We start from the raw sequence: 26,265 nt of genomic DNA on the forward strand, positions 1-26,265 counted from the left end.
CGGACCAACTGACGACGCCCCCAATATAGGGGCGGCGCCACAAGAATCCGAGTCTGCGGGAAACCGGCGAAGCCGGCCCGAACGGGGCTTACTGGCTGCGCTGCGCGGAGCCTCCGGGCTGCGCGGAGCTCCCGGTCTTGGTCTTCGGCTTGGCGGGAGGATGGGCTGCCGCCTTCGGCGCATCGCTGCGCACCGCGCCCCAGGGATCGGCCGATCCCTTGGCATCCGGAATCTTGCTCAACGAGTCCTTGTAGGCCTTGTCGTTGATCGCGTCGCGATCCTTCTCCTCCTGGGTCTTGGTCTTGACCTCAGGCATCAGATTGACGTTCGGCATTTGCGCATAGGCCGGCGCCGACAGCAGCACCGCAACCGCAACTGCGCTCAAAACTCTCATAAGAACGCTCCTTGCATTTTCGTCAGCGGTATATCACCCCAAGAAAGCCGCCGCCAAGCGCGCCCGTCCCTGCCCTAGAGGTGGTCTGATTTGCAGGATTTCGGCGACTGCATCCAGTCGTCCCAGATCGGACCGCATCGCGTGCAGCCGGCAAGCGCAAGTCCGATCGCGATCACGCCGCCCAGCAATACCAACCTGCGGAACATGGACGCCCCCACCACTGACGAGGGGCAATTGGGCGCCAAAACTGGGGCATTTTCAAGCCGGGCACGGCGCTTGCAACGCAGCGCCCGCGCGCCCGAGCGCAGCGCCCGCGCGTCGGACCTCAGCGTCCGCGCGATGGTTTGACCGGACGGCCCCCCAAACTACACTGCGCAACAAAGCAGAAAAGGAATCGACGACATGACTTTGGCGATGAGCTGGGACGAATGGACGCGGCACGACGGGACGGCGCTCGCCGAGCGCGTCCGGAACGGCGAGCTGACGCCACGGGAGCTGGCGGCGCAGGCTGCCGCCGCCACAGCCAAGGTCGATCCCGCGCTCTCCGGCGTGGTCGAGTTGTTCGACGACGTGATCGCCGATCCCGCGCGCGACGGTGCCGATCTCAACGGCCCGTTCGCCGGCCTGCCCTTCCTGATGAAGGATCTCGGCCCTACGCTGAAAGGCCGGCTGCAGGAAATGGGCTCGCTGATGATGCGCGGCAACCGCGCCGCGGCCGACACCTTCCTGACCACGAAGCTGCGCAAGGCCGGTCTCAATTTGATCGGCCGCACCACCACGCCGGAGTTCGGGGTCTGCAGCTCGGCCGAGAACCCCGCGGTCTATGTCACGCGCAATCCCTGGAACACCGACTACACCACCTGCGGCTCGTCGGCCGGCAGCGCGGCGATGGTCGCCGCCGGCGCGGTGCCGATCGCGCATGCGACCGACGGCGGCGGCTCGATCCGGATTCCCGCCGGCGTCAACGGCAATATCGGGCTGAAAGTGTCACGCGGCGTGTTCTCGCTCGCGCCGCATCTGTCCGATCTCACCGGCCTCGTCTCGATCCAGGGCTGCCAGTCGCGCTCGGTGCGCGACACCGCCGCCTTTGTCGATAGCTGCCGTGGCCCGGCGCCCGGCGAGTTCATGCCGTTCTGGACTCCGCCGGAGCCCTATACAGCGATGATCGCGCGCGACCCCGGCCGGCTCAAGATCGCGCTGTCGCACACCTGGGGCGACTATCACGCGACGCCGCACATCGCAGCCGAGCTCGAGCGGGTCGGACGCTTCCTCGAGGGCCTCGGCCATCGGGTCGATTACGCACTGCCGTCGATCGACTACGCGGAAGCCTTCGCGGCGCAGACCACATGCTACATCAGCAATTTCGCCGTCGTGATCGGCAACATGCTCGCGGCGCGCGGACTCGAGCGGCCCCCAGTGGATCTCATCGAGCCGATCAACATCCGGATCTGGGAGCATGGCCGCGACTTTAGCTTCGCCGACCGCGCCCGCATGCAGGCCGTCTTCAACACGACCGCGCGCGGCTTCGGCGCCTTCTTCGAGGATTGGGACATCATCCTGACGCCGATCACGGCGCTGCCGACGCCGAAGATCGGCACCACGGAATATCTCACCATCAGCGACAACCCGTCGGTGCTGGACTGGTTCGGCAATCTCTGGCGCAACTTCGCCTTCACGCCGCTCGCCAATCTCTGCGGCATCCCGGCGATCTCGTTGCCGCTCGCGACCAACGAACATGGCCTGCCGCTCGGCATCCAGGCGATCGGCAAGCAGGCCGATGACGGCCTCTTGCTGCAGCTCGCCGCCCAGATCGAACGGGCGATCGACGGCAAGTGGAATGACGGCAAGCGGCCTGGCGTGCATGTCACGCGCAACTAGGCAACAGACAGCAAACAAGACATCAGCGGAGGCAACGGAACGTCATGCAGCAGGCCGGTGAATTCGGGATCGACGACGCGAAACGCGTGCTCGGCGACGTCTTTGCGCCATGGGTGCAGGACCTCAATCTGTCGATCGAGCAGTTCGAAATCGCGCCGCCCGCGGGCGGCGATGCCGACTGGCAGCCCGGCGCCATCCTGCGCATGCCGTTCTCGGAGCGGTTGTGCCGCAATGGCGGCATCGTCTGCGGCCAGGCACTGATGGCGTTCGCCGACACCGCGATGGTGCTCGCCAATCTCGCGGCCAACAAGGGCTATCGTCCGATGACGACGGTCGACCAGACCACGCACTTCATGCGCGCGGCGACCGCCTCCGATGTGCTGGCCGACGCGCGTGTGGTCCGGCTCGGCCGCACCATGAGCTTCGGCCGCGTCACGCTGCTCTCTGCCACCGACAACAAGCCGGTGGCGATGGTGTCGAGCGCGTTCGCGATGCTGCCGGGATAGAGCATGGTCCGGAAAGCTGTGAAGCGGTTTTCCCTCGCGACAAACGCGAACGCGTTTGCGCGGGGATCATGCTCAAACTAAAGCCTACTTGCCGAGCACCGCCTCGGCGGCGTTGACGATGCTGATGGTCGGATTCTTTCCGCAATAAGTGCCGAACTTCTTGGCGTTCTCGACGAACACCTCGGTATCGATGATCGCCTCGTCGGAATCGCCCTTGTACCAGCCGTCCATCCAGATCAGCACCATCTTGATGGTGTCGTCGCCGCCTTCGACGAACTGCTTGCAGGTCATGGTCGAGAGATCGAGGACGGTGGCGTTCGCCGGTGCGGACGACAGCGCGAGCGCGGCGGCAAGCATGATCGAGGCAGTGATCTTCATCGCAATCTCCTTGGGCAATGATCTGAAAATGAACAGGCGCCGGAAACCCGGCGCGCCCGCTCGCGACCTCGTAAGCGAAGCGTCGCGGCGAACGCAAGCATGACATCGCCCGCGCTTGCCTGCACGTCGTTTCGGTGCACGGATTGAGAATCGATGTCGCCGATTTGTCATGCAGCGGCGCGGCGCGTGCCGCCGAACTACGCCGCCTTGACGCGGCGCCTCCTGCGCCAACGCCAGAGCAGTGCGACGAGCACGATCAGCACCACGCCAACAGCGAGTGCCTTCGCAGCGAACCGTCCGCCGGGACGATCGATCACGCGCGCGAGAAGCGACACGCCCTCGCCCTGGCGCGGCAGGCGAAATGCCACCACGCTGTCACCGATCGATGTGCCGCCTTCGGAATGGCCGCCGGCGCCGATCACGACATACTGCTCGCCCTTCCAGAGATAGGTCATCGGATTGGCGACGCCCGGCACCGGAAGCCGGCCGAGCCATACCTGCCCGCCCGACTTGACATCGAACGCGCGCAGATAGGCGTCCATCGCGCCGGTGAACACCAGTCCGCCCGCGGTGATCGCGACGCCGCTGAGCAGCGGCGTGCCGGTATTGAGCGCGATGCCGAGCGGCGCGAGATCCTCGCTGGTGCCGACCGTCGCATGCCAGAGGATCTTGCCGGCCTTGAGATCGACCGCCACCGTCTCGCCCCATGGCGGCTTGTTGCACGGCGACCCGACCGCCGATTTCGCGAGTGCCCGCGACATCGCAAACGGCGCGCCCTCCTGCTGGCCGAACTCATGGCCGGGTGGCGGATTGAAACCCTTGGCCTGGTCGCGTGGAATCAGCGTGATGACGTGCGCCGCGTGACTGACATTGGCGAACAGGATCTGGTTGACGGGATCAAAGGCCGCACTGCCCCAGTTCACGCCGCCGCCGGTCATCGGATAGACGATCGTGCCCTGCGTCGACGGCGGCGTGTAAAGCCCCTCATTGCGGGATTGCGCGAGCAGCGTCTCGCAGGCCGCGCTCCCGACGCCCGGCAGCAGGCCGCCGACATCATCGGCCGTCATGCGCTGCGTCAACAGCGGCGGCACATGGGTCGGGAACGGCTGCGTCGGCGACAGTTTCTCGCCCTCGGCGCCGTTCTGCGGCACCGCGCGCTCCTCGACCGGCCACACCGGCTTGCCGGTGTCGCGATCGAGCACGAAGACGAAGCCCTGCTTGGTCGGCTGGATCACGACGTCGCGCATGCCGTTGCCAGTGTCGATCCGCGCCAGCGTCGGCTGTGCCGGCAGGTCATAGTCCCAGACGTCGTGATGCACGGTCTGGAACGCCCATGCGAGCTCACCGCTCTCGATCCGCAGCGCGACGACGGAATTGGCGTGCTCGTCGTTGCCGGGGCGCTTGCCGCCCCAGAAATCGGGGCTGGGCGATGTCGTCGGCAGGAACACGAGGCCGCGCTCCTCGTCCACCGACATCGGCGCCCAGACGTTGCTGTGGCCGGCCTCGACGCTGTCATGCACGAGCGGATCGAAGGTCCAGCGCGGCTGGCCGGTCCGTGCATCGAAGGCGCGCACCACGCCGACCGGCGCATCGACCCGCCGGTTGTCACCGATCGCGGACCCGACCACGACCACGCCGCGTCCCGTCACCGGCGCCGACGTGATCTGAAACTCGCCCGGCCATTCCAGCTTCATCCCGGCGTCGATCTTGATCTCGCCATTGTTGCCGAAATCGGCGCAGGGCTTGCCGGTCCTGGCATCGAGCGCGATCAGGCGCGTGTCATTGGTACCGGTGAAGATGCGTGACTTGCAGACAGTGCCCTCGGCCGCACGATCATCGGTCCAGTGCGCGACGCCGCGGCAGACAAAGCGATTGGCCGGCCGCTGCGCCATGCTGATCTTCGGATCGAAACGCCATTTCTGCGCACCGGTGCCGGGATCGATCGCGATCACCTCGTTGAACGGCGTGCAGAAGATCAGGCTGTCCTCGACGAACAGCGGCGTCACCTCGAACTTGGTGCGCTTCATGACCTCGGGCGGACGAGCATCGAGATCGCCGGTGCGAAATTCCCAGCCGCGCACCAGCGTGCCGACATTGTCCGATGTGATCTGCGTCAGTGGCGAGAAGCGCTGTCCGCCGCGGTCGCCGCCCCAATACTCCCAGGCGAGCGCCGGCTGTACGCAAAGCACCAGCGCGGCAAGCAGGCGAAACAGCGACCGCATTGCGTCCTCCCGCGAGATGCGACCATCAACCGCCGCATCTCATGCGGGGAAAGCCTTTACGCGATTGGCGCGTCAGTATCCACCCCTGCGATAACCGCCGCCATAATGGCCGCGATAACCACCGCCGCCGATGCCAATCCCGATTCCGATCGGCGGCCCGACCGGCTCGTAGACCACGGCCGGAGGCGGCCGCCGCACCACCACGACGTCGTCCTCGACCACGACGCGCGGCGGGCGCTTGCCGGCGCGCCGCGGCGGATCGGGATCGGCACGTTTCCTCACGGGCGCTGCGGCCTTCTGCTGCTCCTGCGGCGGCGCGGTGTTGCAGGGACAGGTCGGCGCCGCCAGCGCGACGTTGGTCGCGGGCACACTGAGCGCTAAGGCCGGGGTCAGATCGGGACGGTAGCGCAACCGTTCGATCATCTTGCGCGCGGTGGCCGTGAGATCGCTGTCGGGATACAGCACGAGGAAGCTGCGATAGGCCGCCGCCGTGTTGGCGAGAATGGCATCGTTCCAAGCCACCATGCGGCGATGCCGGTCGAGCCAGTCGCGCGCCTGCAGGCCGCGCGGCGTGCCGGCGAAGATCGCGGCGAAGGCTTCATAGGCTTCATCGGTGCCGTCGACCACCATCAGCTCGTTTGCAACCTCGATCGGCTTGCCCTGCAATTCGCGCTTCCATTCGTCGACGGTGCGCTGGGCCGCGGCCGGCACCGGCGTGGCTGCGGGGGACGCTGACGTACCTGCTATGAATCGGAAATCGTCGGTGAGCGACGAGGAGTCCCACGGCGTCTGGCGGCCGTCGGTCGCCTTGTTCACCGCGAGGCGAACGCGCTTGAAGGTGTCCTCGATCGGAATCCCCGGCTCCTTCGCCGAGGCCAGCAACGCGGTCGCATAGGGGCTGTTGGCGCCGCTGCCGTCCTCCGCTTCGGCGCCCGGTGACGTCGAGAACGAGACAAAGGTGCCGGGCGCGCCGATCTTGGCATCAACGATGGCAAGCCCATGCCCGGCAGTCTTGCTGAGCTCCGGGAAGGGATTGTTGCGGCAGGCATCGAGCAGCACGATCCGCATCCGGCTCGGCACCGAGGTCAGCGTGTTCAGGATGTCGTTGAGGCGAACCGCCTGGATTGGGATATCAGCCTCGCGCTTCGGATCGACATCGACCGGCACCAGATAGTTCTCGCCATCGATCTGCAGGCCATGCCCGGCATAGAACACCAGCGCCACGGTGTCGGCGCCCTTCGCCGCCACCTGGCCGGCGAAGTCGCTGATCCTTGCGCGCATCTCATCCTGGGACAGATCCGATGCCGTGGTCACCGCAAAGCCGGCATCGGTCAGCATTTGTGACATCGCCCTGGCGTCGTTGGCCGGATTGGGAAGCGCGGGCACCGACTTGTAGGCGGACTGCCCGATCACCAGCGCCAGACGGCTTTCCGCCAATGCCGGCACGGCACCGAACAGGATCGCAGCCGGAACGATCAGGCTGAGGAGGGAACGGCGAAGCATGGCGGCCTCCGACAATGACATCGGAGATGGGTCGATAGCCGTCAGGTGAAGGTTCATGCCGTGCGGCAATCTGCTGCCGCCGGCACCGGTTCTCGCGCCGGAATCGTCGCGGGATCGGATGGGCCCGGCTATTTCGGCTTTTTGGCTGGATCGGCGGCCGGCTTGGTGACGCCCCAGGGATCGTATTTCTCCTTGGGCTCGGGAATACGATCGAGTGCGGCCTTGTAGGCCTTCTCGTCGATCTGGGGCTTCTTCTCCGTCTTCCTGTCGTCGCCCCCGCCGCCTCGCCGGCCCTGGGCCAGGGTCGGTGTCGCGATCAGCGCCAGAATGACGGCAGCAACCGTGAAGCTTTTCATGTCAGTCTCTCTCCCCCGCAGCCGTAGAAACATCCGGCAACACCTCTACCCCAAAGATAGCTTGTCGCTCGACATTTGTTGATCGACAAAGCGCCGCGCGATGCGAATTCAGCGCCACCAGGGGGGCGCAATATGGGCGGCGGCACATTAAATTAGCTCAATGGGACAGGGACAAGTACAAGTGGCGGCGCTGCTGGCCGGCGCCGCCTTGATGTTGAGCGGGTGCGGGCTGGCGGACAGCCACGCGGTATGGCCTGACTTATTGAAGGTCAAGGCCACCGAGCCGGCGCCGCTCGAAACGCCTCCGGACCTCAAGCGGCTGGTGGCCGGCAAGCTGGATTCGGTGTTCACGGCGGGCTCGCAGCCGACCCATGTGCGGGTCTCCGCTCCGCTGCACGACCCCCGCGGCACCGGCTGGACCGCCTGCGTGCGCGCCGAACTGACTTCGGTGATCGGCAAGCCGCTCGGGACGCAGACCTATCGCGTCTTCATCAATGACGGCGCGATCTTCGATCGCCGGCAGGTGGAGGCCGACGACAACTGCGTGACCGAGACTTACGAGCCGGTCGAAAGCTCCGTCACGGCCGACGCGCAACGAAGCCCCAAACCTTAGCGATCAGCCCGCCCTCCGCGATCTTGCCGAGTTCGATCGCTGCAAAGCCAATGCGATCCACTCCGCAATTCTCGACGCCGTAGGCGAACGCGCGTCGTTGCCGAAGTAAGCTGCACGAGAGCCCCTCAGAACTTCATCGTCACCCCGGTGTAGACCGTCTGTTCGGTGCAGCTCTTGTTGCTCGTACCGTTGGCAAAGAAGCAGATGCCATTGGCGGCGTTGCTGCCGTCCAGGCCGAACTTGTTGTGCCAGTAACGGTACGCCACGAAGGCCTCTACGAAGTGCGCGTACTTCTCGCCCCAAAGCGCCTTGCTGGCGTCGAAGCTCAGTCGGACCGGCTCGGCATTGATCTCCGTCCTGGTGTTCCAGCTCGACGGAAGCGTATAGCCACCATAGGCGCCGTTGCCCTTTGGTCCGTAGATGCCGACATGCCCGCTCACGGAGAAGTAGCGCAGGCCCTCCGGCAGAAAGTCGAGCGCGCTGCCGTAATCGATCTCGAGCGCCCAGGTCGGATCGTAATGCAGATTGCCGTCGACCGTTCCGGTGAAGCCGGCCGGCATCAGGCCCTTGTAAGGCGGAACGCCGTAGAGTCCGACGCCATACGGACTGTTGCCCGCGTTGTTCGGATACGCATAGGCCGAGTGGTTCCACTCCTGGTAATAGAGCGGAGCGATGGTCAGGTAGCTCTTGAACGGCAAGTCGAACGCAAACTGCAGACCGGCGACGATCGCCTCCTTGGCCGGCGCCGCATAGCCCAGCGTCGTCCGCCCGTCGGCGCCGATCTCGAAGGACACGTCGCGCAGCGACCCTGCCCTGAACGCCGTGGTGTTGAACACTTCGTTGAACCCGATCGTGCTGCGCAGCGCGGCGTTGATCTCCATATTCCCCGAACAGGGCGCGGTGACACCAAAGGCCGGATGGCTGTAGATCGCCGAACAGGGCGAAGCCGGATCGCGATGATCGGACTTCAGCAGTTCGGCATAGAGACGATTGGTGCCGTAAGCCCAGCTGTCGGTGTGGGTGAAGGCGTAGACCTGCTTTTCAGTCCTTGCGGTTTCGCCGGGAGCGGTCGCACTCGGCAGCACACCATAGGTAAAGCTGTTGTCGACGCTGGTGAAGAACGGCGTGCCGAACGGCGACAGGGCCGGCGTTCCCGGCACCGGCGCCCCCAGCTTCACGGTCATGCCGTAGTAGATGCCATTGCTCGAGCAACTGCCATTGTAGACGCCCTTGGTGATGCAGGACGTGTCATAGGCCTCGGCATAGCCGCTGATGTTCTTCTCGTATCGCCAGGCGGCCCAGACGTCGACGAGGTGCGCATAGCTCGCCCCCCAGAACAGCTTGCCGGCGTCGAGCGTCAGGCGGACCGGCTCCAGCGCGTAACCGGTGGTCCGGTTGCTGAGCGGGCTTCTCGGATAGGCGCCGTAGCCGCCATTGCCGTCAGCGCCGCGGATCGCCCCGCGCCCGCTGATCGAGAAGTACTGCAGGGTCTCGGGCAGGAAGCCGAGATCCATGTAGTAGTTGAAATCCAACCCCCAGGTCGGCGAGAAGTGCATCACGCCGTCGGGAAGACCGGGATAAGGCGGCGGCATCGACACGGGGCCGCCGAAGCTCGGAGGCATGAGCTGGGCGCCGTGTTGCACCCGTTGGAAGTACATCGGACTGACGTTGAAATAGCCCTTGTACGGCAGGCTGAAGCCGAACTGCAGACCGGCAAGCACATCGTAGCTGCTGGATGCGGTGAAGTTATTCGTGGCCACTACGTCTCCGCCAACGAGGAACGAGATGTTGGTCAGCGGTCCGACCGAGAACGCATTGGTGTCGAACAGTTCGTTCCACCCGAATGTGCTGCGGATCGATGCCAGGGCCGCCACGCCACCGGCGCATCGTCCGGTTGGAGCGAGCACGGATCCGAGGCATGGCGCGGTGGCCGCTCCGTGATCGTATTTCGACGTCAACAGCGAGAAGCTGTTGCTGCCATAGGCCCAGGTGTCATAGTGCGTGTACGCGACCGTCGAGCTCTGCGAGTTCTTGGCGTATCCGGGAACGCCTCCCGAAAACTGCGAAACGGTGACGCGGTTGTCGTTGACCAGGAAGAACGGTTTTTCGGCCGGCGGCGACGCCTTCAGCGTGACGGCCTTCTTCGGCATCTCGCGCGCCACATCGGTCGTTTGATCGGCGGCCTGCGCCGCCGCTGCCAGCATGCAGAACAGCCCAGCGACTGCGCCGGGGAATATACCCTTCCGCATCATCATTGCCCCCTTGTCGTTATTGTTATTGACCCGCCCCTGTCGATCCCTTCGGATCGTTGAATGCTCTAGCCGGCGGCCTCCCGGACCGGAGGCAAGCGCCAGCGTCCCGCCAGCATCTCCTGCCGCGGAAGGTAGCAGCGCATGATCAGGCTGAACGGTCCGCGCTTCGGCGCCGGCAGCCAGTTGGCGGTCCGATCGCCGCCCGGATCGGCTCGGCCGATCCGGATGGTGATCGACCCGTCCGCATTGCGCAGAAGGCCGTCCGTGCGATCGCCGATGGCGTAGCGCCCCAGCGCGTTCTCGGTGAGGAACAACTGATTGTCGTCGGCGACTTCGTACATCGTCAGCGACCAGAAACCGTTCAACGGCAGTCTGGCGGGCAAGTGAAGCTGATAGTCGGCCGCACCGTCGAAGAAGCCGTTCTCCAGATTTCCCGCGGCGCGCATGTACATCGCCTCGGCAACCGGCAGCGCTCCGATGCCCCACAAGGCCACGGCGGCGCGATAGCGATAGTCCTGATCGAAATTGCCGAGGTTCGCGCGCGGATAGCTCCAGCCGTCGATGAATTCCAATCGCCTGCCGCCGGACATCAGTGCCGTCCGCGCTGCCGCGACGCCCTGGGCGATCGCCTCCGCCGGCACCGTCGGCTGGAGCGAGGCTGCGATCCGACGCAGGATAGCGGTATCGGTCGCCTGGGGTGGGTCCGACGCCATCAAGCCCTGAATGCTGGCGAACATAGCCGGCGCGGCCGCGTTGCGCTCCGCATGGTCGTTGGGCGGGCTGCCTGACGGGCCTTCCAGCTTGAAGCCATCCTGAATCCGGCGTGCGGCTCCGAGATCCGCGGCGCCATCGACCAATGTTCTGATCAGAAGCCACGCATGCGGGGTTGCGACACGGACGACATCGGGGCCCGAGCCGGTCTGGTCCGGTCCGATGATCGTGAACGTGCCACCGGCATTGCCGATCGTCCTGGTGCCGAGCACCGCATTGTTGTTGGTGTACATGTCCATCAGTGCGGCGGAGAAATAGCGGTCTCCCGTCGGCGGGATGGTCAGCCGGACGGCGCCCTGCGTCAGGTCGAGCCATGCGACCGAATACAGCGTGTCGTTGTTCGGCGTCGTGACCCAGCGCGCCCTGTGATCGATCAGGTCGCGCTGATGCGACAGCGTGTTCTGCAGCCCGGTGCGTCCAAGTGAGTTGCGGCGAACCGCGGCCATCTCGATCAGGGGCAACGCATAGACGAAGGCCTCGCCCGCCGCAGCGGCCAGGCTGGCTTCCTCCGGGATCGGCTGGGATATCGGTACGCCGGCAGGTGTCTGCGGCACATCCCTGAGTGTCATTCTTCTTCTCCAGCTGGGGCTATCGATCCAGGCTCATGTCAGCGCAACGGCGAGGCTCTGGACGCGCTCGGGCGTGGTCCGGTAGCGGCCAAGCGACAGGAACAGCATCACGGGGACGATCTGCACGGCCGACAGCAGCAGCAACGGCAAGACCACGCTATCGCTCAATGTCGAAAGCCAGACGAACGCGACCGGGCCGATCGCCGCGCCGATGCAGAACGCAAACAGCAGCCAGCTGAAGACCTTCGAGACCGATCGCGTGCCGAAATAGCGCCCGGCCAGATAGGGCATCAGGTCCGCCTCGCCGCTGATCGAGAACCCCATCAGGACGGAGGCGAGCACCATCGGAGCCACTCCGTCCGCGGTCGCATTGATCAGCGCCGACAGCGCCATCAACAGAACGGTCAGGATGCCGACGACGCGGGCGTGCAACCGGTCGAGCAAATATCCAACGACAATTCGCCCGAACAGCGCGGCGACGGCGCCGGCCGCCTGAATCCAGGCAACATCGGCGGCGGTCACATCTGCGCGGCGCTTGAGGATGTACATGACGTTCGGCGCGATCGCATAGAACGACATCCCGATCACCGCAAAACAAAGCGCGAGCTTCCAGAAGGTCGGAGTGCCAATGATTTCGGCGGCGCTGATGCCGGCCTCCGGCGCCTGCGCCTCAGTGGATGGCCGCGGCCCATCGTTCTTCGACGCCGGATCGCCGGCGGGCGGACCATCGGCCACCAGCCACGCCACCAGCGGCAGGCAGACGACAAGTTCGAAGGCGGCGAATGCCACGAGGCAGGCCGACCAGCCATATCTTGCGATGATCCAGTGTGCGGCCAGCGGCACAATGAAGCTGCCGGCGGCCTGCGCGCTCGCGGCGAGACCAAGCGCCAGGCCGCGCCGCTGATCGAACCAGCGGGAGATCGCCTTAGCATAGGACACGACATTGGTGCCCGCGCCGACAAAGCCGAACAAGGCGGCTGCGAGATCGAACTGCAGCAGCGAATTTCCAACCTGGCTCAGAATCGCGAGCGACCCCGCGAACAGGGCAATGCTGATCAGCGCGAACTTTCGCGATCCCAGACGATCGAGCGGCCACGCACAGAACAAATAGGCGACCATCGTCGACGACAGCACGATGGTTGCGGCCCGGGCGACCTCGACCTGGCTCCAGCCGTAGTCCTGCGCCATTGCGCCGGTCAGATGCGCAAAGCCCGCGGTAAAGATCGGCGCGGCGCCGAATGAAATGCCTATTCCCGAGCCGATGACGACCTTCCAGCCGGGATCCATGATCTGCTGCGCCATGCTGTCCTCGTTAGTCACAAGCGGCGCGCGCTGACAGCGGATGGCCGACATCGCCGATGCGCCGGAGAACCACGACCGCCGGACCAATCCGCGATCTCCTGTTGCCGCTGAACGACATCGCGCTCCTCCCGAAATATTATTGCATATATTTATGCATTTATAATTTTGCGGTTTGAGCGATGTCAAGCCGCCGGTGCTGCTTCGGGCGCTAGGTTGCCAGCCGGTGCACCGTGACCCAGGAATCGCGCAGGATCTCGCGCCGCCGCGCAAACAGTCCGCCCCAGACGTCGCGGTTCGGCTGGGCCTGATGCGTGGGTTTCGGCTTCCAGTAGCGGCTCTCATCCCATGCTGCGAGACTGGGATAGTTCACGATCATCAGCACCACCGCCTCGCCATTGGCGTTCGGCTCGCGGCAGCGCCAGAAGCCGGCGATGCGCATCGCAGTGTCGGCTTCCGACGATTTCCACGCCTCGACGCTCATCTCCGTCAGCGCCTGCACCTGATCCGGCGCGACGACGAACCAGCGATGGGTGTAGATGCCGTCCGCGGCGCACGGCGCCTGCCCGCGCGCCAGCACGTCGAACAGCCGGCTGCGGACGCCGACGACTTTCGTGTGTTGATACGCCGCGGCCGCCGGCTCGCCAGTCCAGCTTGTGGCGACAGTGACGACGTTGCTCGAGATACCGATCAGCGGCACGAAGACGCCGAGCATCTGTGCATGGGACGGCGCGCCGCCGGCCTTGAGCGTCGCGGCGATCTCCTCGCCGCGGTTGGGTTGAACGATCAGCTCGTCAAACCGCAGCACCCGATAATTGATATCCGGCAATGGCTCCTCCCCGGTCGGCTCCCCCTCGGACGCGCTCCGTCCGAGAATATATATCTGCATATATCTATGCAAATATATTGCGCCCGCTCGAGCGGTGTCAAGCCGCCGTCCGCGCCTCGACAGATCGCGGTCTCGCAAGACGTGGGAGGCGAAGGACTTGCGGTAGCGGAAAAAATCCGCTCTCTGGCTAGCCGCGAATATTTTCTCGTGCTCGATTTTGCTAAGAGGCAATCAAGCTTTTGAAGGACCGCGATTGCATGGTTTCCCGCTCGACGTCAGGTCTCTCTTCCGCCAAGTCGGCCGACGGCCGGCGGCAGCGCACGCAGGTCACCCGCGGCAATATCGTCTCCGCGTGCATCGCGCTTCAGAATGAGGGCTCGGCACGTCCATCGGCGCAACAGATCGCGGAGCGGGCCGGCGTTTCGATACGCACGCTGTTTCTGCATTTTCCGGAGAAGGGACAGCTCACGCAGGCGGTGCTTGACGAGTTGACGCCCCCCGAATCGATCGAGCCGCCGCCTGCGAAATCCGTCCTGCACGGCACGGTGGAGGTTCGCGTTGCGCAATTCATCGACATGCGGGCCCAGGCGCTGGAGCGAATGACGCCGCATCGTCGGGCTTCCAACGCGATGATCGAAACCTCGCCCTTGCTGCAGAAGCATCGTCTTCGGGTACGCAAGGCGTTTCGCGACGTGGTCGGCCAGTGGTTCGCCACTGAACTCGAGCAGGTGTCCGCCGAGGCACGACAGAAATGGCTCGTTGCCCTTGCGACCCTGGTCGATTGGGAGATGTGGCAGTCGCTGCGCACCTATCCGAACCGAAGCATTCCCGAGGCCAAGGATTGCCTCACGCTTCTGCTCAAGGCTGCCCTGCGGCAGATGGAAGCGGAACGGTCATAGGCCGGGTTCGCTTGCCGTGCGAGCGCCGGTCCATGGGCTGGCGCGGCGGTATGCTGAACGCCGCCTTAACATGACCGCTCAAATTGCCGGATGGCCTCAACGGCATTTTCCATTTCTTTCCGCTAGCGTTGCCCGCGATGAACGTAAGGCTAATCAGCCTTGCCGACCGGGGAAACATGGGACGTGGCCGATATTGCTGACCAGGCAATGATCCGCCGTGCATCGCGCAAGGATGCCACGGACGATCGCGCGTTGCCGCCGCTGTCAGCCGCGCCGGTCGGCGCATGGCGTGTGCTTGCCGAGCGCGCGATCGAGGCCAATGGCTACTACCAGCCTGACTGGGAATTGGCGGTCGATGCCTCCGCGCGCGGCCGCACCGGTGCATCGCTGCTCAGCGCCACCGGCGATGCCGGGCAATTGATCGGATTGTTGCCGGTCGTGCCTTTGCGGCGAATCTACCGGATACCCCTGCCCGCGCTGGTCGGCGCCGAACCCTACGGCACGCTGTGCACGCCGCTGCTCGACCGCAATGCCGCCGAGCAGGCCGCCAGCAAGATGCTGCAGCAGGCACGCAATGCCGGTGCGCACGCGCTGATCCTGCGCACCATGTCGCTCGAGGGCCCGGCCATGGCGGCGATCCGCGCGGTGCTCGCGCGCGACGGTTTGCAGCCGCGCCTGCTGAGCACCTATCAGCGCGCCCAGCTCGATGCGACGCGCGATACCGATGAATTGCTGCGCGACGCGCTCGGGCCCAAGAAGCTGAAGGAGCTGCGCCGGCAGCGCCATCGCCTGTCCGACCACGGCGCGGTGCGCTTCGACGTCGCGCGCACGCCGCGCGACGTTGCGGCGGCGCTCGAGATCTTCCTTGCGCTCGAAGCCGGCGGCTGGAAGGGCCAGCGCGGCACCGCGCTCAGCCAGCATGCCGGCGACGCAACCTTCATCCGCCGCGCGACCTCGGTGCTGGCCGAGACCGGCCGCTGCGAGATCGTCATGCTGCATGCGGGCGGCACGGCGGTTGCGGGCGGCATCGTGGTGCACCATCAGGACCGCGCCTTCTTCTTCAAGATCGGCATCGACGAGCGCTTTGCGAAGCATTCGCCGGGCACACAATTGACGCTAGAGCTGACGCGCCATCTCTGCGCCGATCCCGCAATCAATTCGGCCGATTCGACCGCGGCGCCCGGCCACCCCATGATCGACCCGATCTGGCGCGGCCGCTTCGCGATCGGCGACGTGCTGCTGCCGCTGCGGCGGCGCGATCCACTGGTCGCCGCCGTTCATGCCGCGCTGACCCTGAACAATTTCGGCTACGAGGCCGCGCGCAGCGCCGTCCACTTCATCCGCAGCCGGCGCGGCAAGCCCGGATAACACGGTCCCCCTTACGCGAGGCCGGAGCCTTCGGACATGGCGCGGCCACCGGTTTGTGGTTTCTTCACGTCAACGTCTACCGCGACCTGCTGTCGCTCACGAACCGGCAAATGTCGGCCTGGGATAGCTGGCGCGACGTTGCGCCGGCCAGCAAGGTCTTGAAGGTCGACGCCCTTGCCGAGCTCGACCGGCTCGCAGACATGGTTGCGGCGTTCGAGGATGGCTCGGACCAGTTCACCGTGCTGGATGAAGCGGCATCACGCAACTTGATGCCGCCCTGGCTTTCGTAATGCGCCGGGTGGCCCGGCAGAACGGCGCACCGAGCTCGCCTCCTTCACCGCGACCAATGGTTTACCTTTTCGTAGCCATGCAGACACATCAGGAAACAATAAGTTCCCGCCGTCAGGTTGGTGTCAGCTGGCCCTTCTAGCGTTGCGGTGCGCTGTTTCTCAGGCAGCGCATGCCCTTGCCTGGAAAGCTTCATCTGATGGAAACATCGGGTGAGGCTTTCTGCCGCTGTACGCCCGGCCCAACCATCCTCTGCGTTACTGCAATGGCGAGTGCGGGGCCGGCAGCATGATGGTCGAGTGCATCTCCTCGAGCAGCTGCGTCCCCTTGCCCAAAAATTCCAGCCAGGCCGGATCCTTCATCGCCCCGCCGCGCGCCGCCGCGCGAGCGTTGAGATCGGGATACGCCCAGATGTGGCAGACCTCGTTAGGCTGCCCGGAATCGGTGTGCCATAGGCCGACGATCTTGGAATATTTCTCGCGCTCCGGCAGCACGCCGGTGATGAGATCGAGCCATTGCTTGACACCGCCGAGCGGCTTGGCGCGATAGTTGCGGAATTCGTAGATGTTGCCCTTGGTCGCAGGCGCCACCGGCGGAATGATCGCATTCAGCAGCCGGACCTCCTGGCGCACCAAGAGCGGACGGATCGCCGGAATGTACTCGCCGGTCCAGCGCGGGTTCTTCGCAAGCTCGACACGCAGCCGGGCCCGCTCGTTGAGATCGGCGTAGCTCCACATGTGCATGACCTGATTGAGCGGCCCGATCTCGGTGATCCAGTAGCCTTCCAGCTTGCCGAAATTGTCGGCGCGGATGTCGCGCGAGATCGTGCTCGCCGCCTTCACCATCTCGCCGACGGTCCCTGGACGTACCGTGTAGGTGCGCAGCTCATAGATCATGATGGTCTCCCTGATTGCTTCCGATGGATCGTGTGGGCAAACGAAAAAGCCCGGCATGCGCCGGGCTTTCGTGAACGACTGCGGACTACTCGGCCGCCTGCGCGTTGATCTCGGCGGAGACCTCGCGGATGGCGCGGGCGAGCTGCTCCGCCGGCTGGGCGCCGGATACCGCGTATTTCTGCGCGAACACGAAGGTCGGCACGCCCGATATCCCCTTCTCGGAGGCTTCCTGCGCTTGCGCGGACACCAGCGCCACATCCTCGTCGGTGGCGAGGCGCTTGCGCACGTCGTCGGCGTCGAGCCCGACATCGGATGCCGCCTGCACCAGCACATTGGTGTCGGTGAGATCGCCGCCGTCGCGGAAATACAGCTCCATCAGCCGCTGCTTCATCTCGGCCGCCTTGCCCTTGGCCTCAGCCCAGTGGATCAGGCGATGGCAGTCGATCGTGTTGGGCTGCCGCTTGACGAGTTCAGGATGGTAGGTCAGCCCCTCCTCATTGGCGGCGGCGACCACGCGGCCGGCGATGCCCTTGTAGGCGTCGACCGAGCCGAACTTGGCGGTGAGATATTCCTCGCGGCTGATGCCCTCGCGCGGCACCCAATTGTTGAGGAAGAACGGCCGCCAGTGCACCTCGACCGGCACATCAGGCACCAGCTTGAGCGCATCCTCGATGCGATGCTTGCCGATGTAGCACCAGGGGCAAACGACGTCGGAGACGATATCGAGGCGAAGCGGCTTCAGATCGCTCATGGCAGGGTTCCCGGCGGAATTGGAACCCCAAAAGTAGGCCGAAAGTGTCCCGAGACAAGCCGCTATTTCATACTGGCTGCCATCTGCCGCATCCGCTCGGCGGTCAGCTCATCGGCCGGGAAGAAGGTCTCCAGCGCCAGTTCCTGCAGCGTGATGTCGACCGGCGTGCCGAACACCATGGTGGTCGAGATGAAGCTCAGGATCTCGCCATTGAGGCGGAGCTTGAACGGGAGCGCGACGTTGTTGTCGGGGGTGATCGGGGCGGCCCGCGCCGGGATCGGATAGGACTTCAGGTCCTGATAGAGCTTGAGCAGCTCCGGATCAGCCGTTGCCTCGCACTGCCGATGCAGCCGCTCCAACAGATGGGCGGCCCATTCCGCCAGGTTCACGGTCCGCGGCGCGAGGCCCTCCGGGTGGAACGCCAGCCGCAGGATGTTGAAGGGCTGCCCGAGCAGCCGCTGTGGCACGCCCTCGAGCAGCGGCGCCACCATGCGGTTGGCGGAGACCAGATTCCAGTGCCGGTCATAGGCCAGCGCCGGATTGGGCTCATGCGCCTTCAGCACCAGGTTGATCGCCTCGCGCGCCGATTTCAGCGCGGGATCCTCCAGCGAGCGTTGCGGGAATGCGGGTGCGAACCCCGCGGCGACCAGCAGCACGTTGCGTTCGCGTAGGGGCACGTCGAGGCGCTCCGCCAGTTTGAGGACCATGTCGCGCGACGGCGCCGAGCGGCCGGTCTCGACGAAGCTCAAATGCCGCGCCGAGATCTCGGCATCGACGGCAAGGTCGAGCTGGCTGAGATGGCGGCGCTGCCGCCACTCGCGCAGTTGCTCGCCGATCAGGACGGGTTTTGCGGGCTCGGCCCGCGCCATGGATGCATGTGCGTTCATGGTGCAAAACCTACCATGCGAAATTCGCCCGTTCCATTACGCCTGAGGTAATCGAATTGGCGCGCGGGCCGGCTCATCTTCCACGGCACAGGAGATGACCATGCTGATGCTGTCCCTTATCCGCGCCCTCGCCGTCCTGATCCCGTGGCTGGTCCATCTGGCCACCTGGCTGGTCGCGCGCTCGCTCAACATGCCACAGCCGCTCGTGCACGCGACCAGCATCTTCGTGTTCGCGCAGGTCTATGCGGTCGAGATGCGGGTCGGCAAGGGCCTGTGGCGTCAGCTGCAGTCCCTGATGCGCTGAAAACCCATCCCAACCCGAGGAGACACTGCCATGATCCATTCGTCCCAGCTGCTGCGCCGCGCCCTGCTTGCCGATGCCGTATTCAGTGGCGTATCCGCCATCGCGATGGTGCTCGACACCGGCGCGCTGGCCTCGCTGCTCGGCCTGCCGGAAGCGCTGCTGCGCGAGACCGGGCTGTTCCTGATCGCCTACACGGCGCTGGTCGGCTGGCTCGGCGCGCGAACCTCGCTGCCGAAAGGACCCGTGATCCTCGTGGTCGCCGGCAATGCGGCCTGGACGCTTGCCAGCATCGCGCTGCTGCTCTCGGGCGCAGTGTCGCCGAACCTGCTCGGCATCATCGTGATCCTCGCCCAGGCGATCGCCACCGGCGTGTTCGCCGAGCTGCAATACATGGGCTTGCGGAAGAGCCAGGGCGCGGTGACGGCGTAACGGCAGCCAACACAACGCTGTCATACCCCGCGCATGCGGGGTATCCAGTACGCCGCGGCCTATCGGATCAATCGTTGACGTCTCCGGAATACCGGATCGCCCGCTTTCGCGGGCGATGACAGCTGCGTAGGATGGGTAGAGCGAAGCGAAACCCATCGGCTTCGTTCCGCGGCAGAGATGGTGGGTTTCGCTGCGCTCTACCCACCCTACAAAGTCATTGCGGTGTCGCCTGCTTCGCTTCGCCTGTAACGTTCGCCAACCCCGAGCATCACGCCCTGCCCGCTGGCGATGCCCATCTCGAGGCTCGCGGCGATGCGCCGCGCGCGCTCGATGAAATGAAGTGCCGCGACCGGCGGGCACAGTTCGTGCGCCGTCGCCTCGAACAGTTGGAGCCAGCGATCAAAATGCGCGGCATCGACCGGCAGCGGCATGTGCTTGACCATCGGCATGCCGTGATAGCGCCCGGTCATCAGCGCGACCGACGACCAGAACGCGCACATCTGGGCCAGATGCGGCTCCCAATTTGTGATCCTGGCCTCGAACACCGGCCCGATCATCGGGTCCTTGCGGACCTCGGCGTAGAAGCCGTGCACCAGCTGCTCGATCATGGCCTCGGTGATCCCGGTTCGCGCTACAATCTCGGCGGTGATCTGCTCGCGGCGCTCTGCTCCTGTCATGCCTCACATCCTAAATAGGTATTTTAAATACCTATTTAGACTGCTATAGCGGATCCGCCAAGTGCTGATTTCGAAGGGCTTCCATGCGCCTGACATCGTTCACGGATTTTGCGCTGCGCGCGCTGATGCGGCTGGCCAGTGAGCCGGACCGCTCATTCGCGACCAGCGAGATCGCGGCCGAGTTCGGCATTTCCCGCAATCATCTCGCCAAGGTGGTGCGCGACCTCGCCGAGACCGGCTTCATCGCGACCCAGCGCGGCGCCGGCGGCGGGTTTTCGCTGGCGCGCGCCCCGCAGGCGATCACGCTCGGCGAAGTGGTGCGCGCACTCGAAGGCGGCAGTGCACTGGTGGAATGTTTCAGGGATGATGGCGGCGATTGCGTGCTGCTGCCACGCTGCCGCTTGAAGGCGAGGCTCGCGGCGGCCCGCGAGGCCTTCATGCGCGAACTCGACGGAACCACGCTCGCCGAATGCGCCTATCTGCCGCGTCCCGCGCGCCATTCGGCGCGCGCGTCATGACGATCATCGAACCGGATCGGTTTCGAAACTCAGGCCTGCAGCACCCGCGCGGCGCCGCGCTTTGAAGGGGCCACCCGCTTGCCGGCAGCGGCCGTCAGGCTGTGGCCGTTGAGGTGCTTGCCGTTCAGGGCCTTGCCATTCAGGGCCTTGCCGTTCAGGGCGTTGCCATTCAGAGCCGCGCCATTCGACGTCTTGCCATTGCCGAGCTTGCCGTTTGCTTTGGCAGCTTTCTTCGCGCCGGCCTTCCTCTGCCTCGCCCGCATTTCAGCGAGCTTCTCGGCCTCGCGCTTGGCTTTCCGCTCGGCCTTTTCCTTCAGCCGCAGCCGCTCCGCCCTCGCCTCCGCGCGCTTCTTCTTGCGCCTCTTCTCGCAGGCGTCGCACTTGCAGCCGATCGGCTTCAGATAGGCCTTGAAATAGTCGGTTCCGTAATCGTAGTTGATCTCGTCGCCCGGCTCGATGTCCTTGATGGCGCGGATGAAGACCTTGCGCTTGCGCGGCTTGACGTCGGATTCCGCGTTCGGCCGGCAGGCATGGTTGATGTAGCGGGCGACGTTCTCGCGGATCGAGCCGTCGATGGTCCATCGGTTGGTGAGCTCGAACAAATATTTGTTCTCGATCGCGTCCTCATCCTTCTTCTTCGAGTCGAGCAACGGCCCGAAATAACGGATGATCTTGGTGCCTTTCTTGATCGGCTTGGTGGCGAAAAGGCCAAGGCCAGTACGGGAACGGCCGACACGATAGGGCTTTTGCGATGATGATGCGGGCATGACGATCGAGGCTAAGGCACGCAAGGTGCACGCGACAGAAGTTGCGAAGCCGCCCTTCTAGGACGATTCCGCGCGCCTGTCAGGTGTTTCCCGCGTGTCTGTTGAACCTTCCCCAGATTGCATATGTCAGACACAAAGTAACGTCCGGATCCCAGGTTTCCCCCGATGAAATACCCTGCTTTTGCAACAATCGTTGTGGCGCTCGCCAGCGCAAATCCTGGTCAGGCTGGTGCTCAAGCGATCAGCAGCAGCTATACGTCGACCGCGCCGGAGGCCTGCCGGATGATCGGCAAGCCCAACGAGGAGGACGGCAGCGCCACGCGGGTCTGCCCGGGAAAATCCGGCCTTGTGGTGCTGATCAACAAGGGCGACCTGCGCGAAGTGGTCTCGGTGGGCCGAAACCGCGCGGCAGCAGCCAGGGAACCAGCGGCGCAGGCCTGGTTCGGCCCGTTCAGCTCGACCGGCGATACGGTCGAATGGCGTGCCGCCGGCAGCAAGCCCTTCGCGATCATCCAGCGCTGGCAGATCGCCGACGGCAGCGAGCAGGACAAGCGCGGCGGCCCGGTCTCACGGGCGATGCTCGCCGTGACGCGGCTGCCGCCGGGCGAGGTCTGTCATGTCGCCTATGTCGACGTCGCCGCCAATCCCAACGCCAACGAGCTGGCGCGGCAGGCCGCCGACGATTTCGCCCGCGATTTCAAATGCGGCGCGGACACGGTGAAAACGATCGGCCAGAGCGGCCGCTCGACGTCGCTGACGAAACGCTAGAAGCCGCCGCAGGCGCAATATCGGTTACGGCCGCGCTAAGCGGCCCGCTGACAAACGCAGCATCGCGGTCAACAACGCTTCCACTGATGTGCCCTCGGGCGACCGATCCAGAATCGTCTTGAGGCGGCCGTCGAGCAGCAGCATGGTAAAGCCATGCACCAGCGACCAGGCCGACGCGATCGCGGCCGCCTGGTCCAATGAAAGCGACTCCTTGGAAATCTGCTCATGTCGGCTGGCGCCGACGCCGCGGGTCAGCCCGGCGAACGACGCCTCGGACGCCTCGTGCAGCGACGGCCGCTCATGATCGAGCCGCTCGCTGCGGAACATCAGCCCATACATGCCGGGATGCGCCTGCGCATAGGCGACATAAGCCTTGGCGCTCGCCACTCCCTTTTCGGGCGGTGTCGCCGCTGAAGCGTCCGCCGCTGCCATCGCCTGGCCGAATTGCCGGAAGCCGATCGCCGCGAGCTCACTGAGCAATCCGGTGAGATCGCCGAAATGATGCGTGGGAGCGGCATGCGACACGCCGGCCTCGCGCGCCACCGCACGCAGTGTCAGTCCGGCCAGTCCATCACGCTCGAGCACGCACTCCGCGGCCTTCAATAGCGCTTCATGCAGATCGCCATGATGATACGGCGTGTCATTGGTCCGGCGCCGCGGTGCCGAGCGATCGGCTACACGCGCAACCCGGCGGGTCGGAGCCCGTGTTGGACGAGTCGCCTTGTTTTCTTTGGATAATCTTGCCATGCGGCCCTTATATGTCGCAATTTTTACACTGTAAAGATTTTGCTTGACGATCGGCGGCGTCACTTCTACTGATATCTTTACGATGTAAAGATTATAATGCAGGGAGATGCGGAATGCTCGATCAGGTCACATCCAACACGGCGCGAACCAATCTGGCGCCGATTCCATTTGAAGCCGACGCGCCGTTTCTGAAGATCACAGGCGAATTGCCGCGCGAGCTGAACGGCACGCTGTACCGCAACGGCCCCAATCCGCAGTTCAATGTGCCGGGCGCGCACTGGTTCGTCGGTGACGGCATGCTGCACGCCTTCCATCTCGAGAACGGCCGCGCCAGCTATCGCAATCGCTGGGTACGCACCCCGAAATGGCAGGCCGAGCACGACGCCGGACGCGCGCTGTTCGGCGGCTTCGGCCGCAAGCTGCCTGATGCGCCAGAAACGCCCCTCACCGACAGCGGCGTCGCCAACACCAACATCATCTTCCACGCCGGCCGCCTGCTCGCGCTTGAGGAAGGCCATCTGCCGACCGAGATCGATCCCGGCACGCTCAATCGCCTTGGCTATTGCGACTACAAGGGCGCGATATCGGGTCCCTTCACCGCGCATCCCAAGATCGATCCGGTCACCGGCGAGATGGTGTTCTTCGGCTACAACGCCGCGGGTCCGCTGACGCCGGCGCTGTCGTTCGGCGCGGTGAGCTCATCCGGCGTGGTGACGCGGTTCGAGCGATTCGAGGCGCCCTATGCCAGCATGGTGCACGACTTCATCGTCACCGAGAACCACGTGCTGTTTCCGATCCTCCCTATCACCGGCAGCATGGAACGCGCGATGCGCGGCAAGCCGCCCTACGCCTGGGAGCCAGGAAAAGGCGCCTATGTCGGCGTCATGAAGCGCAACGGCTCAGCCAACGATCTGGTCTGGTTCCGCGCCGAGAACTGCTATGTCTTCCACGTCATGAACGCATGGGAAGACGGCAACCGCATTGTCGCCGACGTGATGCAGTACGAGGAGCCGCCGCTGTTCACCCATCCCGACGGCTCGCCGACGGATGAGAAGAAATCGAGCGCCCGGCTGTGCCGCTGGAGCTTTGATCTGGCCGGGAATACCGACAGCTTCACCCAAACCTATCTCAACGATCTGACCGGCGAATTCCCGCGCATCGACGACCGCCGCGCCGGTCTCAGGAATAGCCACGGTTGGCACGCAAGCACCGACCCTGACATGCCGCTGGCCGGCGCGCTGTCCGGCATCGTGCATGTCGACGGCGCGGGCAAGCGGCTTGGCAAGTACCTCTTGCCCGCCGGCGACACGATCTCCGAGCCTGTCTTCGTCGAGCGCGGCTCGGGCGCCGCCGAGGGCGACGGCTGGCTGCTCGCCGCGATCTGGCGCGCCCGCGAAAACCGCAGCGACCTCGCCGTCTTCAACGCACAGGATGTCGAGGCGGGTCCGACCGCGCTGGTTCATCTCGGCCACCGTGTGCCCGATGGATTCCACGGCAATTGGGTCGGGGCGGAGTAGATCCGGGCGTAACGTAACCGACGTCGCGATGTCAGGGGCGGGCCGATGCACGCCTCTGACTGGCGTTGTGAAAGGACACTGCAACGGCATCAGGGGAGGTTCGCATGCACATGCCCTTCGATCACGGCAGGCTACCTCGCGATCCTCGCCCTGCTCTACGCCGTCCTTGCCTTGCAGGTGATCCGGCTGCGGCGAAGCAGCCGCGCGCCGTTCAGCGACGGCGGCAACATCCCGCTGCGTAACGCGATCCGCGTCCATGCCAACTTCACGGAGTATGTCCCGATCATCACGCTGATGGTCGCTTTCCTCGAAATGGCGGGAGCACCGCCGTCGCGGGTGCACCTCCTGATGGGGGCGCTGCTGCTGTCGCGGCTGATCCATCCGCTCGGGATGTATGCGGCGCCGGGCTCGCTGCGGTTCGCGATCGGGCAGGCCGGCGGCATCTTCATCACCATCAGCCTGCTCGTCACCTGCGCGGTCACGACATTGTTGCGGATCGGCTCGGGCGGGATGAATTCGATTGTCGCTACAACACAATGATAAATCTTAGTTTTCCTACTCTTCATCACAATTTTGACACTGTAAAGATTTCGCTTGACGCTCCCTCTGCCCGCCTCTACGGTATCTTTACGATGTAAAGATCAGCCTTCGAGGCTCCCCATGACGATCTTCCTGATCCTGGCTCCCTACGGCGCCTTCGCCACGCTGATGCTGGTGACCTCGGCCACGGTGAGTTTGCTCGCTGCCGCGCTGATCTGCCTTGCCGTGATCGCGTTCGATATCGCGCGCGGCCGCAGCATCAAGATCCTCGGCGTCGGTTCGGTGATCGTGTTCACCGCGGTCGGCAGCTACCTCACCTTCGTCGATGCGACGCCAAGCACCATCGCGGTGAAGATCGCCGTCGACGCCGGCATCCTGCTGGTGTCGTTCGCCTCGATCCTGATCGGCCATCCCTTCACGCGGCAATATGCGCTCGAGCAGGTCGATGCCGAGATCGCGAAGCAGCCGGGCTTCCTCACTGCCAACTACCTGATCACCGGAGCCTGGACCGCTGCGACGCTGTTGATGTTGATCGGCAACATCGCGGTGCTCTATGTGCCGGCCCTGCCGCTGTGGACCGGCCTCTTGATCGCCTTCGCCGCGCGTAACGCCGCGGTGTGCTTCACGCGCTGGTATCCGCAATATCGCGCGGCCAAGTACGGGACGCCGCCGGCCGGCGCGCTGCCGTCACGCTGAACATAAGACGATCATCCTGCCCGAGGAAACGGAAACCACGACAATGAAGAGCGTATTTGCCAGGCTCGCGAGCGACTTCCTCTCGACCATCGTGTTCCTGGTGGTCTACCTCGCCACCGACAATGTCCTGATCGCCACCGCTGTTGCGATCGTGGGTGCGATTGCGCAAGTGGTCTATGCGCGCGTCAAGGGACAGGCGCTCGGCTACATGACCTGGGCGAGCCTTGGACTGGTGATCGTGCTCGGCGGCGCGACGCTGCTCACCAACGATCCGCGCTTCGTGCTGGCGAAGCCCGCGATCGGCCACATCGCGATCGGCGCGATCATGCTCAAGCGCGGCTGGATGCTGCGCTATCTGCCGCCGATCGTGACCGAGACCATTCCGGAATACGCCACCCTCGCCGGCTACGCGTGGGCCGGGCTGATGTTCATCCTCGCCGCCGGCACCATCGCGATCGCGGCGACCGGCGACATCAAGCTGTGGGCGTTCTACGTGTCGGTGGTGCTGGTCGGCGCCAAGATCGCGGCCTTCGCGATCCAGTACGTCGCTTTCCGCTTCCTGGTCGGCAACCGGCTGCGCGCCGCCGCCCGCGCCTGATCGCCGCAGCCGCGAACTAGGCGCGCGCGCCAAGATAGGCTATAC

General features: G+C 64.9%; 30 protein-coding genes. 15 read left to right on the forward strand and 15 right to left on the reverse strand.

What is annotated here, in order from left to right:
- Window positions 1-88: 88 nt before the first annotated feature.
- Complete coding sequence (locus ACVIGB_RS14155) at window positions 89-394, reverse strand: hypothetical protein (protein WP_092115351.1); 306 nt, start codon at window positions 392-394, stop codon at window positions 89-91.
- Window positions 395-484: 90 nt separating this feature from the next.
- Here ACVIGB_RS14155 and ACVIGB_RS14160 point away from each other — a divergent pair, with 90 nt between their 5' ends.
- Genes ACVIGB_RS14160 through ACVIGB_RS14170 form a run of 3 tightly spaced genes read left to right on the forward strand, consistent with a single transcriptional unit; the run spans window position 485 to window position 2,778 of the window.
- Window positions 485-742 (forward strand): hypothetical protein, encoded by a 258-nt coding sequence (locus ACVIGB_RS14160; RefSeq protein ID WP_456749148.1) that lies wholly within the window; start codon window positions 485-487, stop codon window positions 740-742.
- A gap of 54 nt (window positions 743-796) precedes the next feature.
- On the forward strand, window positions 797-2,272 hold the full coding sequence (locus ACVIGB_RS14165; RefSeq protein ID WP_456722243.1) for an amidase: 1,476 nt from the start codon (window positions 797-799) through the stop codon (window positions 2,270-2,272).
- Window positions 2,273-2,316: 44 nt separating this feature from the next.
- On the forward strand, window positions 2,317-2,778 hold the full coding sequence (locus tag ACVIGB_RS14170; protein ID WP_456722242.1) for a PaaI family thioesterase: 462 nt from the start codon (window positions 2,317-2,319) through the stop codon (window positions 2,776-2,778).
- 84 nt (window positions 2,779-2,862) lie between these two features.
- On the opposite strand, the gene ACVIGB_RS14175 is transcribed toward ACVIGB_RS14170, so the two are convergent.
- The 4 genes from ACVIGB_RS14175 to ACVIGB_RS14190 form a co-directional block, all read right to left on the reverse strand.
- Complete coding sequence (locus ACVIGB_RS14175; protein WP_092125797.1) at window positions 2,863-3,156, reverse strand: HdeA/HdeB family chaperone; 294 nt, start codon at window positions 3,154-3,156, stop codon at window positions 2,863-2,865.
- A 197-nt stretch (window positions 3,157-3,353) separates the two neighbouring features.
- Window positions 3,354-5,378, reverse strand: a complete 2,025-nt coding sequence (locus tag ACVIGB_RS14180) for a pyrroloquinoline quinone-dependent dehydrogenase (protein WP_456722241.1) — start codon at window positions 5,376-5,378, stop codon at window positions 3,354-3,356.
- A 72-nt stretch (window positions 5,379-5,450) separates the two neighbouring features.
- Window positions 5,451-6,881, reverse strand: coding sequence for a caspase family protein (locus ACVIGB_RS14185; RefSeq protein WP_456722240.1), 1,431 nt, complete (start codon window positions 6,879-6,881; stop codon window positions 5,451-5,453).
- A gap of 128 nt (window positions 6,882-7,009) precedes the next feature.
- Window positions 7,010-7,237: a hypothetical protein gene (locus ACVIGB_RS14190; protein WP_097676049.1), complete on the reverse strand. Its 228-nt coding sequence runs from the start codon at window positions 7,235-7,237 to the stop codon at window positions 7,010-7,012.
- A gap of 181 nt (window positions 7,238-7,418) precedes the next feature.
- Between ACVIGB_RS14190 and ACVIGB_RS14195 the strand changes: the two genes are divergently transcribed.
- A complete protein-coding gene (locus ACVIGB_RS14195; RefSeq protein WP_244549519.1) occupies window positions 7,419-7,850 on the forward strand; it encodes a hypothetical protein in 432 nt (143 codons plus the stop codon).
- A gap of 125 nt (window positions 7,851-7,975) precedes the next feature.
- Here ACVIGB_RS14195 and ACVIGB_RS14200 read toward each other — a convergent pair whose 3' ends face one another.
- The 4 genes from ACVIGB_RS14200 to ACVIGB_RS14215 all read right to left on the reverse strand — a co-directional run bounded on the left by ACVIGB_RS14200 (window position 7,976) and on the right by ACVIGB_RS14215 (window position 13,570).
- The gene (locus ACVIGB_RS14200) at window positions 7,976-10,099 is read right to left on the reverse strand and encodes a hypothetical protein (protein ID WP_456749149.1); all 2,124 of its coding nucleotides are present in this window, start codon (window positions 10,097-10,099) and stop codon (window positions 7,976-7,978) included.
- 68 nt (window positions 10,100-10,167) lie between these two features.
- Window positions 10,168-11,442: a DUF1254 domain-containing protein gene (locus tag ACVIGB_RS14205; RefSeq protein WP_456722238.1), complete on the reverse strand. Its 1,275-nt coding sequence runs from the start codon at window positions 11,440-11,442 to the stop codon at window positions 10,168-10,170.
- Window positions 11,443-11,475: 33 nt separating this feature from the next.
- Window positions 11,476-12,744 carry an MFS transporter gene (locus tag ACVIGB_RS14210; RefSeq protein ID WP_456722237.1) on the reverse strand — a complete coding sequence of 423 codons (1,269 nt, stop codon included), beginning with the start codon at window positions 12,742-12,744 and terminating at the stop codon, window positions 11,476-11,478.
- Window positions 12,745-12,952: 208 nt separating this feature from the next.
- A complete protein-coding gene (locus ACVIGB_RS14215; RefSeq protein WP_456749150.1) occupies window positions 12,953-13,570 on the reverse strand; it encodes a hypothetical protein in 618 nt (205 codons plus the stop codon).
- A 257-nt stretch (window positions 13,571-13,827) separates the two neighbouring features.
- Here ACVIGB_RS14215 and ACVIGB_RS14220 point away from each other — a divergent pair, with 257 nt between their 5' ends.
- From ACVIGB_RS14220 to ACVIGB_RS14230, 3 genes are all read left to right on the forward strand, one after another.
- Window positions 13,828-14,469 (forward strand): TetR/AcrR family transcriptional regulator, encoded by a 642-nt coding sequence (locus ACVIGB_RS14220; protein WP_143046636.1) that lies wholly within the window; start codon window positions 13,828-13,830, stop codon window positions 14,467-14,469.
- A 183-nt stretch (window positions 14,470-14,652) separates the two neighbouring features.
- Window positions 14,653-15,837: a GNAT family N-acetyltransferase gene (locus ACVIGB_RS14225; RefSeq protein WP_456722235.1), complete on the forward strand. Its 1,185-nt coding sequence runs from the start codon at window positions 14,653-14,655 to the stop codon at window positions 15,835-15,837.
- Window positions 15,838-15,890: 53 nt separating this feature from the next.
- The gene (locus ACVIGB_RS14230; RefSeq protein ID WP_456722234.1) at window positions 15,891-16,127 is read left to right on the forward strand and encodes a hypothetical protein; all 237 of its coding nucleotides are present in this window, start codon (window positions 15,891-15,893) and stop codon (window positions 16,125-16,127) included.
- Between the two features lie 255 nt (window positions 16,128-16,382).
- Here ACVIGB_RS14230 and ACVIGB_RS14235 read toward each other — a convergent pair whose 3' ends face one another.
- The 3 genes from ACVIGB_RS14235 to ACVIGB_RS14245 form a co-directional block, all read right to left on the reverse strand.
- Window positions 16,383-17,021 (reverse strand): NIPSNAP family protein, encoded by a 639-nt coding sequence (locus tag ACVIGB_RS14235; RefSeq protein WP_456722233.1) that lies wholly within the window; start codon window positions 17,019-17,021, stop codon window positions 16,383-16,385.
- 85 nt (window positions 17,022-17,106) lie between these two features.
- Window positions 17,107-17,772: a DsbA family oxidoreductase gene (locus ACVIGB_RS14240; protein ID WP_456722232.1), complete on the reverse strand. Its 666-nt coding sequence runs from the start codon at window positions 17,770-17,772 to the stop codon at window positions 17,107-17,109.
- Window positions 17,773-17,834: 62 nt separating this feature from the next.
- Window positions 17,835-18,659, reverse strand: coding sequence for a helix-turn-helix domain-containing protein (locus tag ACVIGB_RS14245; protein ID WP_456722231.1), 825 nt, complete (start codon window positions 18,657-18,659; stop codon window positions 17,835-17,837).
- A 94-nt stretch (window positions 18,660-18,753) separates the two neighbouring features.
- On the opposite strand from ACVIGB_RS14245, the gene ACVIGB_RS14250 reads away from it, so the two are divergent.
- Window positions 18,754-18,963: a hypothetical protein gene (locus tag ACVIGB_RS14250; protein WP_456722230.1), complete on the forward strand. Its 210-nt coding sequence runs from the start codon at window positions 18,754-18,756 to the stop codon at window positions 18,961-18,963.
- 30 nt (window positions 18,964-18,993) lie between these two features.
- Entirely contained in the window at window positions 18,994-19,392 is a 399-nt protein-coding gene (locus ACVIGB_RS14255; protein ID WP_456722229.1) for a hypothetical protein, read from the forward strand.
- Window positions 19,393-19,598: 206 nt separating this feature from the next.
- Here the strand turns inward: ACVIGB_RS14255 and ACVIGB_RS14260 are convergent, their stop codons facing one another.
- Window positions 19,599-20,069: a group III truncated hemoglobin gene (locus tag ACVIGB_RS14260; RefSeq protein ID WP_456722228.1), complete on the reverse strand. Its 471-nt coding sequence runs from the start codon at window positions 20,067-20,069 to the stop codon at window positions 19,599-19,601.
- An 83-nt stretch (window positions 20,070-20,152) separates the two neighbouring features.
- Here ACVIGB_RS14260 and ACVIGB_RS14265 point away from each other — a divergent pair, with 83 nt between their 5' ends.
- Window positions 20,153-20,587 carry an RrF2 family transcriptional regulator gene (locus tag ACVIGB_RS14265; protein ID WP_456722227.1) on the forward strand — a complete coding sequence of 145 codons (435 nt, stop codon included), beginning with the start codon at window positions 20,153-20,155 and terminating at the stop codon, window positions 20,585-20,587.
- Between the two features lie 29 nt (window positions 20,588-20,616).
- Here the strand turns inward: ACVIGB_RS14265 and ACVIGB_RS14270 are convergent, their stop codons facing one another.
- Window positions 20,617-21,354: an SET domain-containing protein gene (locus ACVIGB_RS14270; protein WP_456722226.1), complete on the reverse strand. Its 738-nt coding sequence runs from the start codon at window positions 21,352-21,354 to the stop codon at window positions 20,617-20,619.
- Between the two features lie 165 nt (window positions 21,355-21,519).
- Between ACVIGB_RS14270 and ACVIGB_RS14275 the strand changes: the two genes are divergently transcribed.
- Window positions 21,520-22,122, forward strand: coding sequence for a hypothetical protein (locus tag ACVIGB_RS14275; RefSeq protein ID WP_456722225.1), 603 nt, complete (start codon window positions 21,520-21,522; stop codon window positions 22,120-22,122).
- Between the two features lie 24 nt (window positions 22,123-22,146).
- Here the strand turns inward: ACVIGB_RS14275 and ACVIGB_RS14280 are convergent, their stop codons facing one another.
- Complete coding sequence (locus ACVIGB_RS14280; RefSeq protein ID WP_456722224.1) at window positions 22,147-22,869, reverse strand: TetR/AcrR family transcriptional regulator; 723 nt, start codon at window positions 22,867-22,869, stop codon at window positions 22,147-22,149.
- 113 nt (window positions 22,870-22,982) lie between these two features.
- On the opposite strand from ACVIGB_RS14280, the gene ACVIGB_RS14285 reads away from it, so the two are divergent.
- From ACVIGB_RS14285 to ACVIGB_RS14300, 4 genes are all read left to right on the forward strand, one after another.
- Window positions 22,983-24,386: a carotenoid oxygenase family protein gene (locus ACVIGB_RS14285; protein WP_456722223.1), complete on the forward strand. Its 1,404-nt coding sequence runs from the start codon at window positions 22,983-22,985 to the stop codon at window positions 24,384-24,386.
- A gap of 45 nt (window positions 24,387-24,431) precedes the next feature.
- Window positions 24,432-24,926 carry an MAPEG family protein gene (locus ACVIGB_RS14290; RefSeq protein WP_456722222.1) on the forward strand — a complete coding sequence of 165 codons (495 nt, stop codon included), beginning with the start codon at window positions 24,432-24,434 and terminating at the stop codon, window positions 24,924-24,926.
- A gap of 120 nt (window positions 24,927-25,046) precedes the next feature.
- Window positions 25,047-25,622, forward strand: coding sequence for a hypothetical protein (locus tag ACVIGB_RS14295; RefSeq protein WP_456722221.1), 576 nt, complete (start codon window positions 25,047-25,049; stop codon window positions 25,620-25,622).
- A gap of 43 nt (window positions 25,623-25,665) precedes the next feature.
- The gene (locus ACVIGB_RS14300) at window positions 25,666-26,220 is read left to right on the forward strand and encodes an inner membrane-spanning protein YciB (RefSeq protein ID WP_212310026.1); all 555 of its coding nucleotides are present in this window, start codon (window positions 25,666-25,668) and stop codon (window positions 26,218-26,220) included.
- The last annotated feature ends 45 nt before the right edge of the window (window positions 26,221-26,265 follow it).

It is taken from the genome of Bradyrhizobium sp. USDA 4341 (assembly GCF_054063755.1).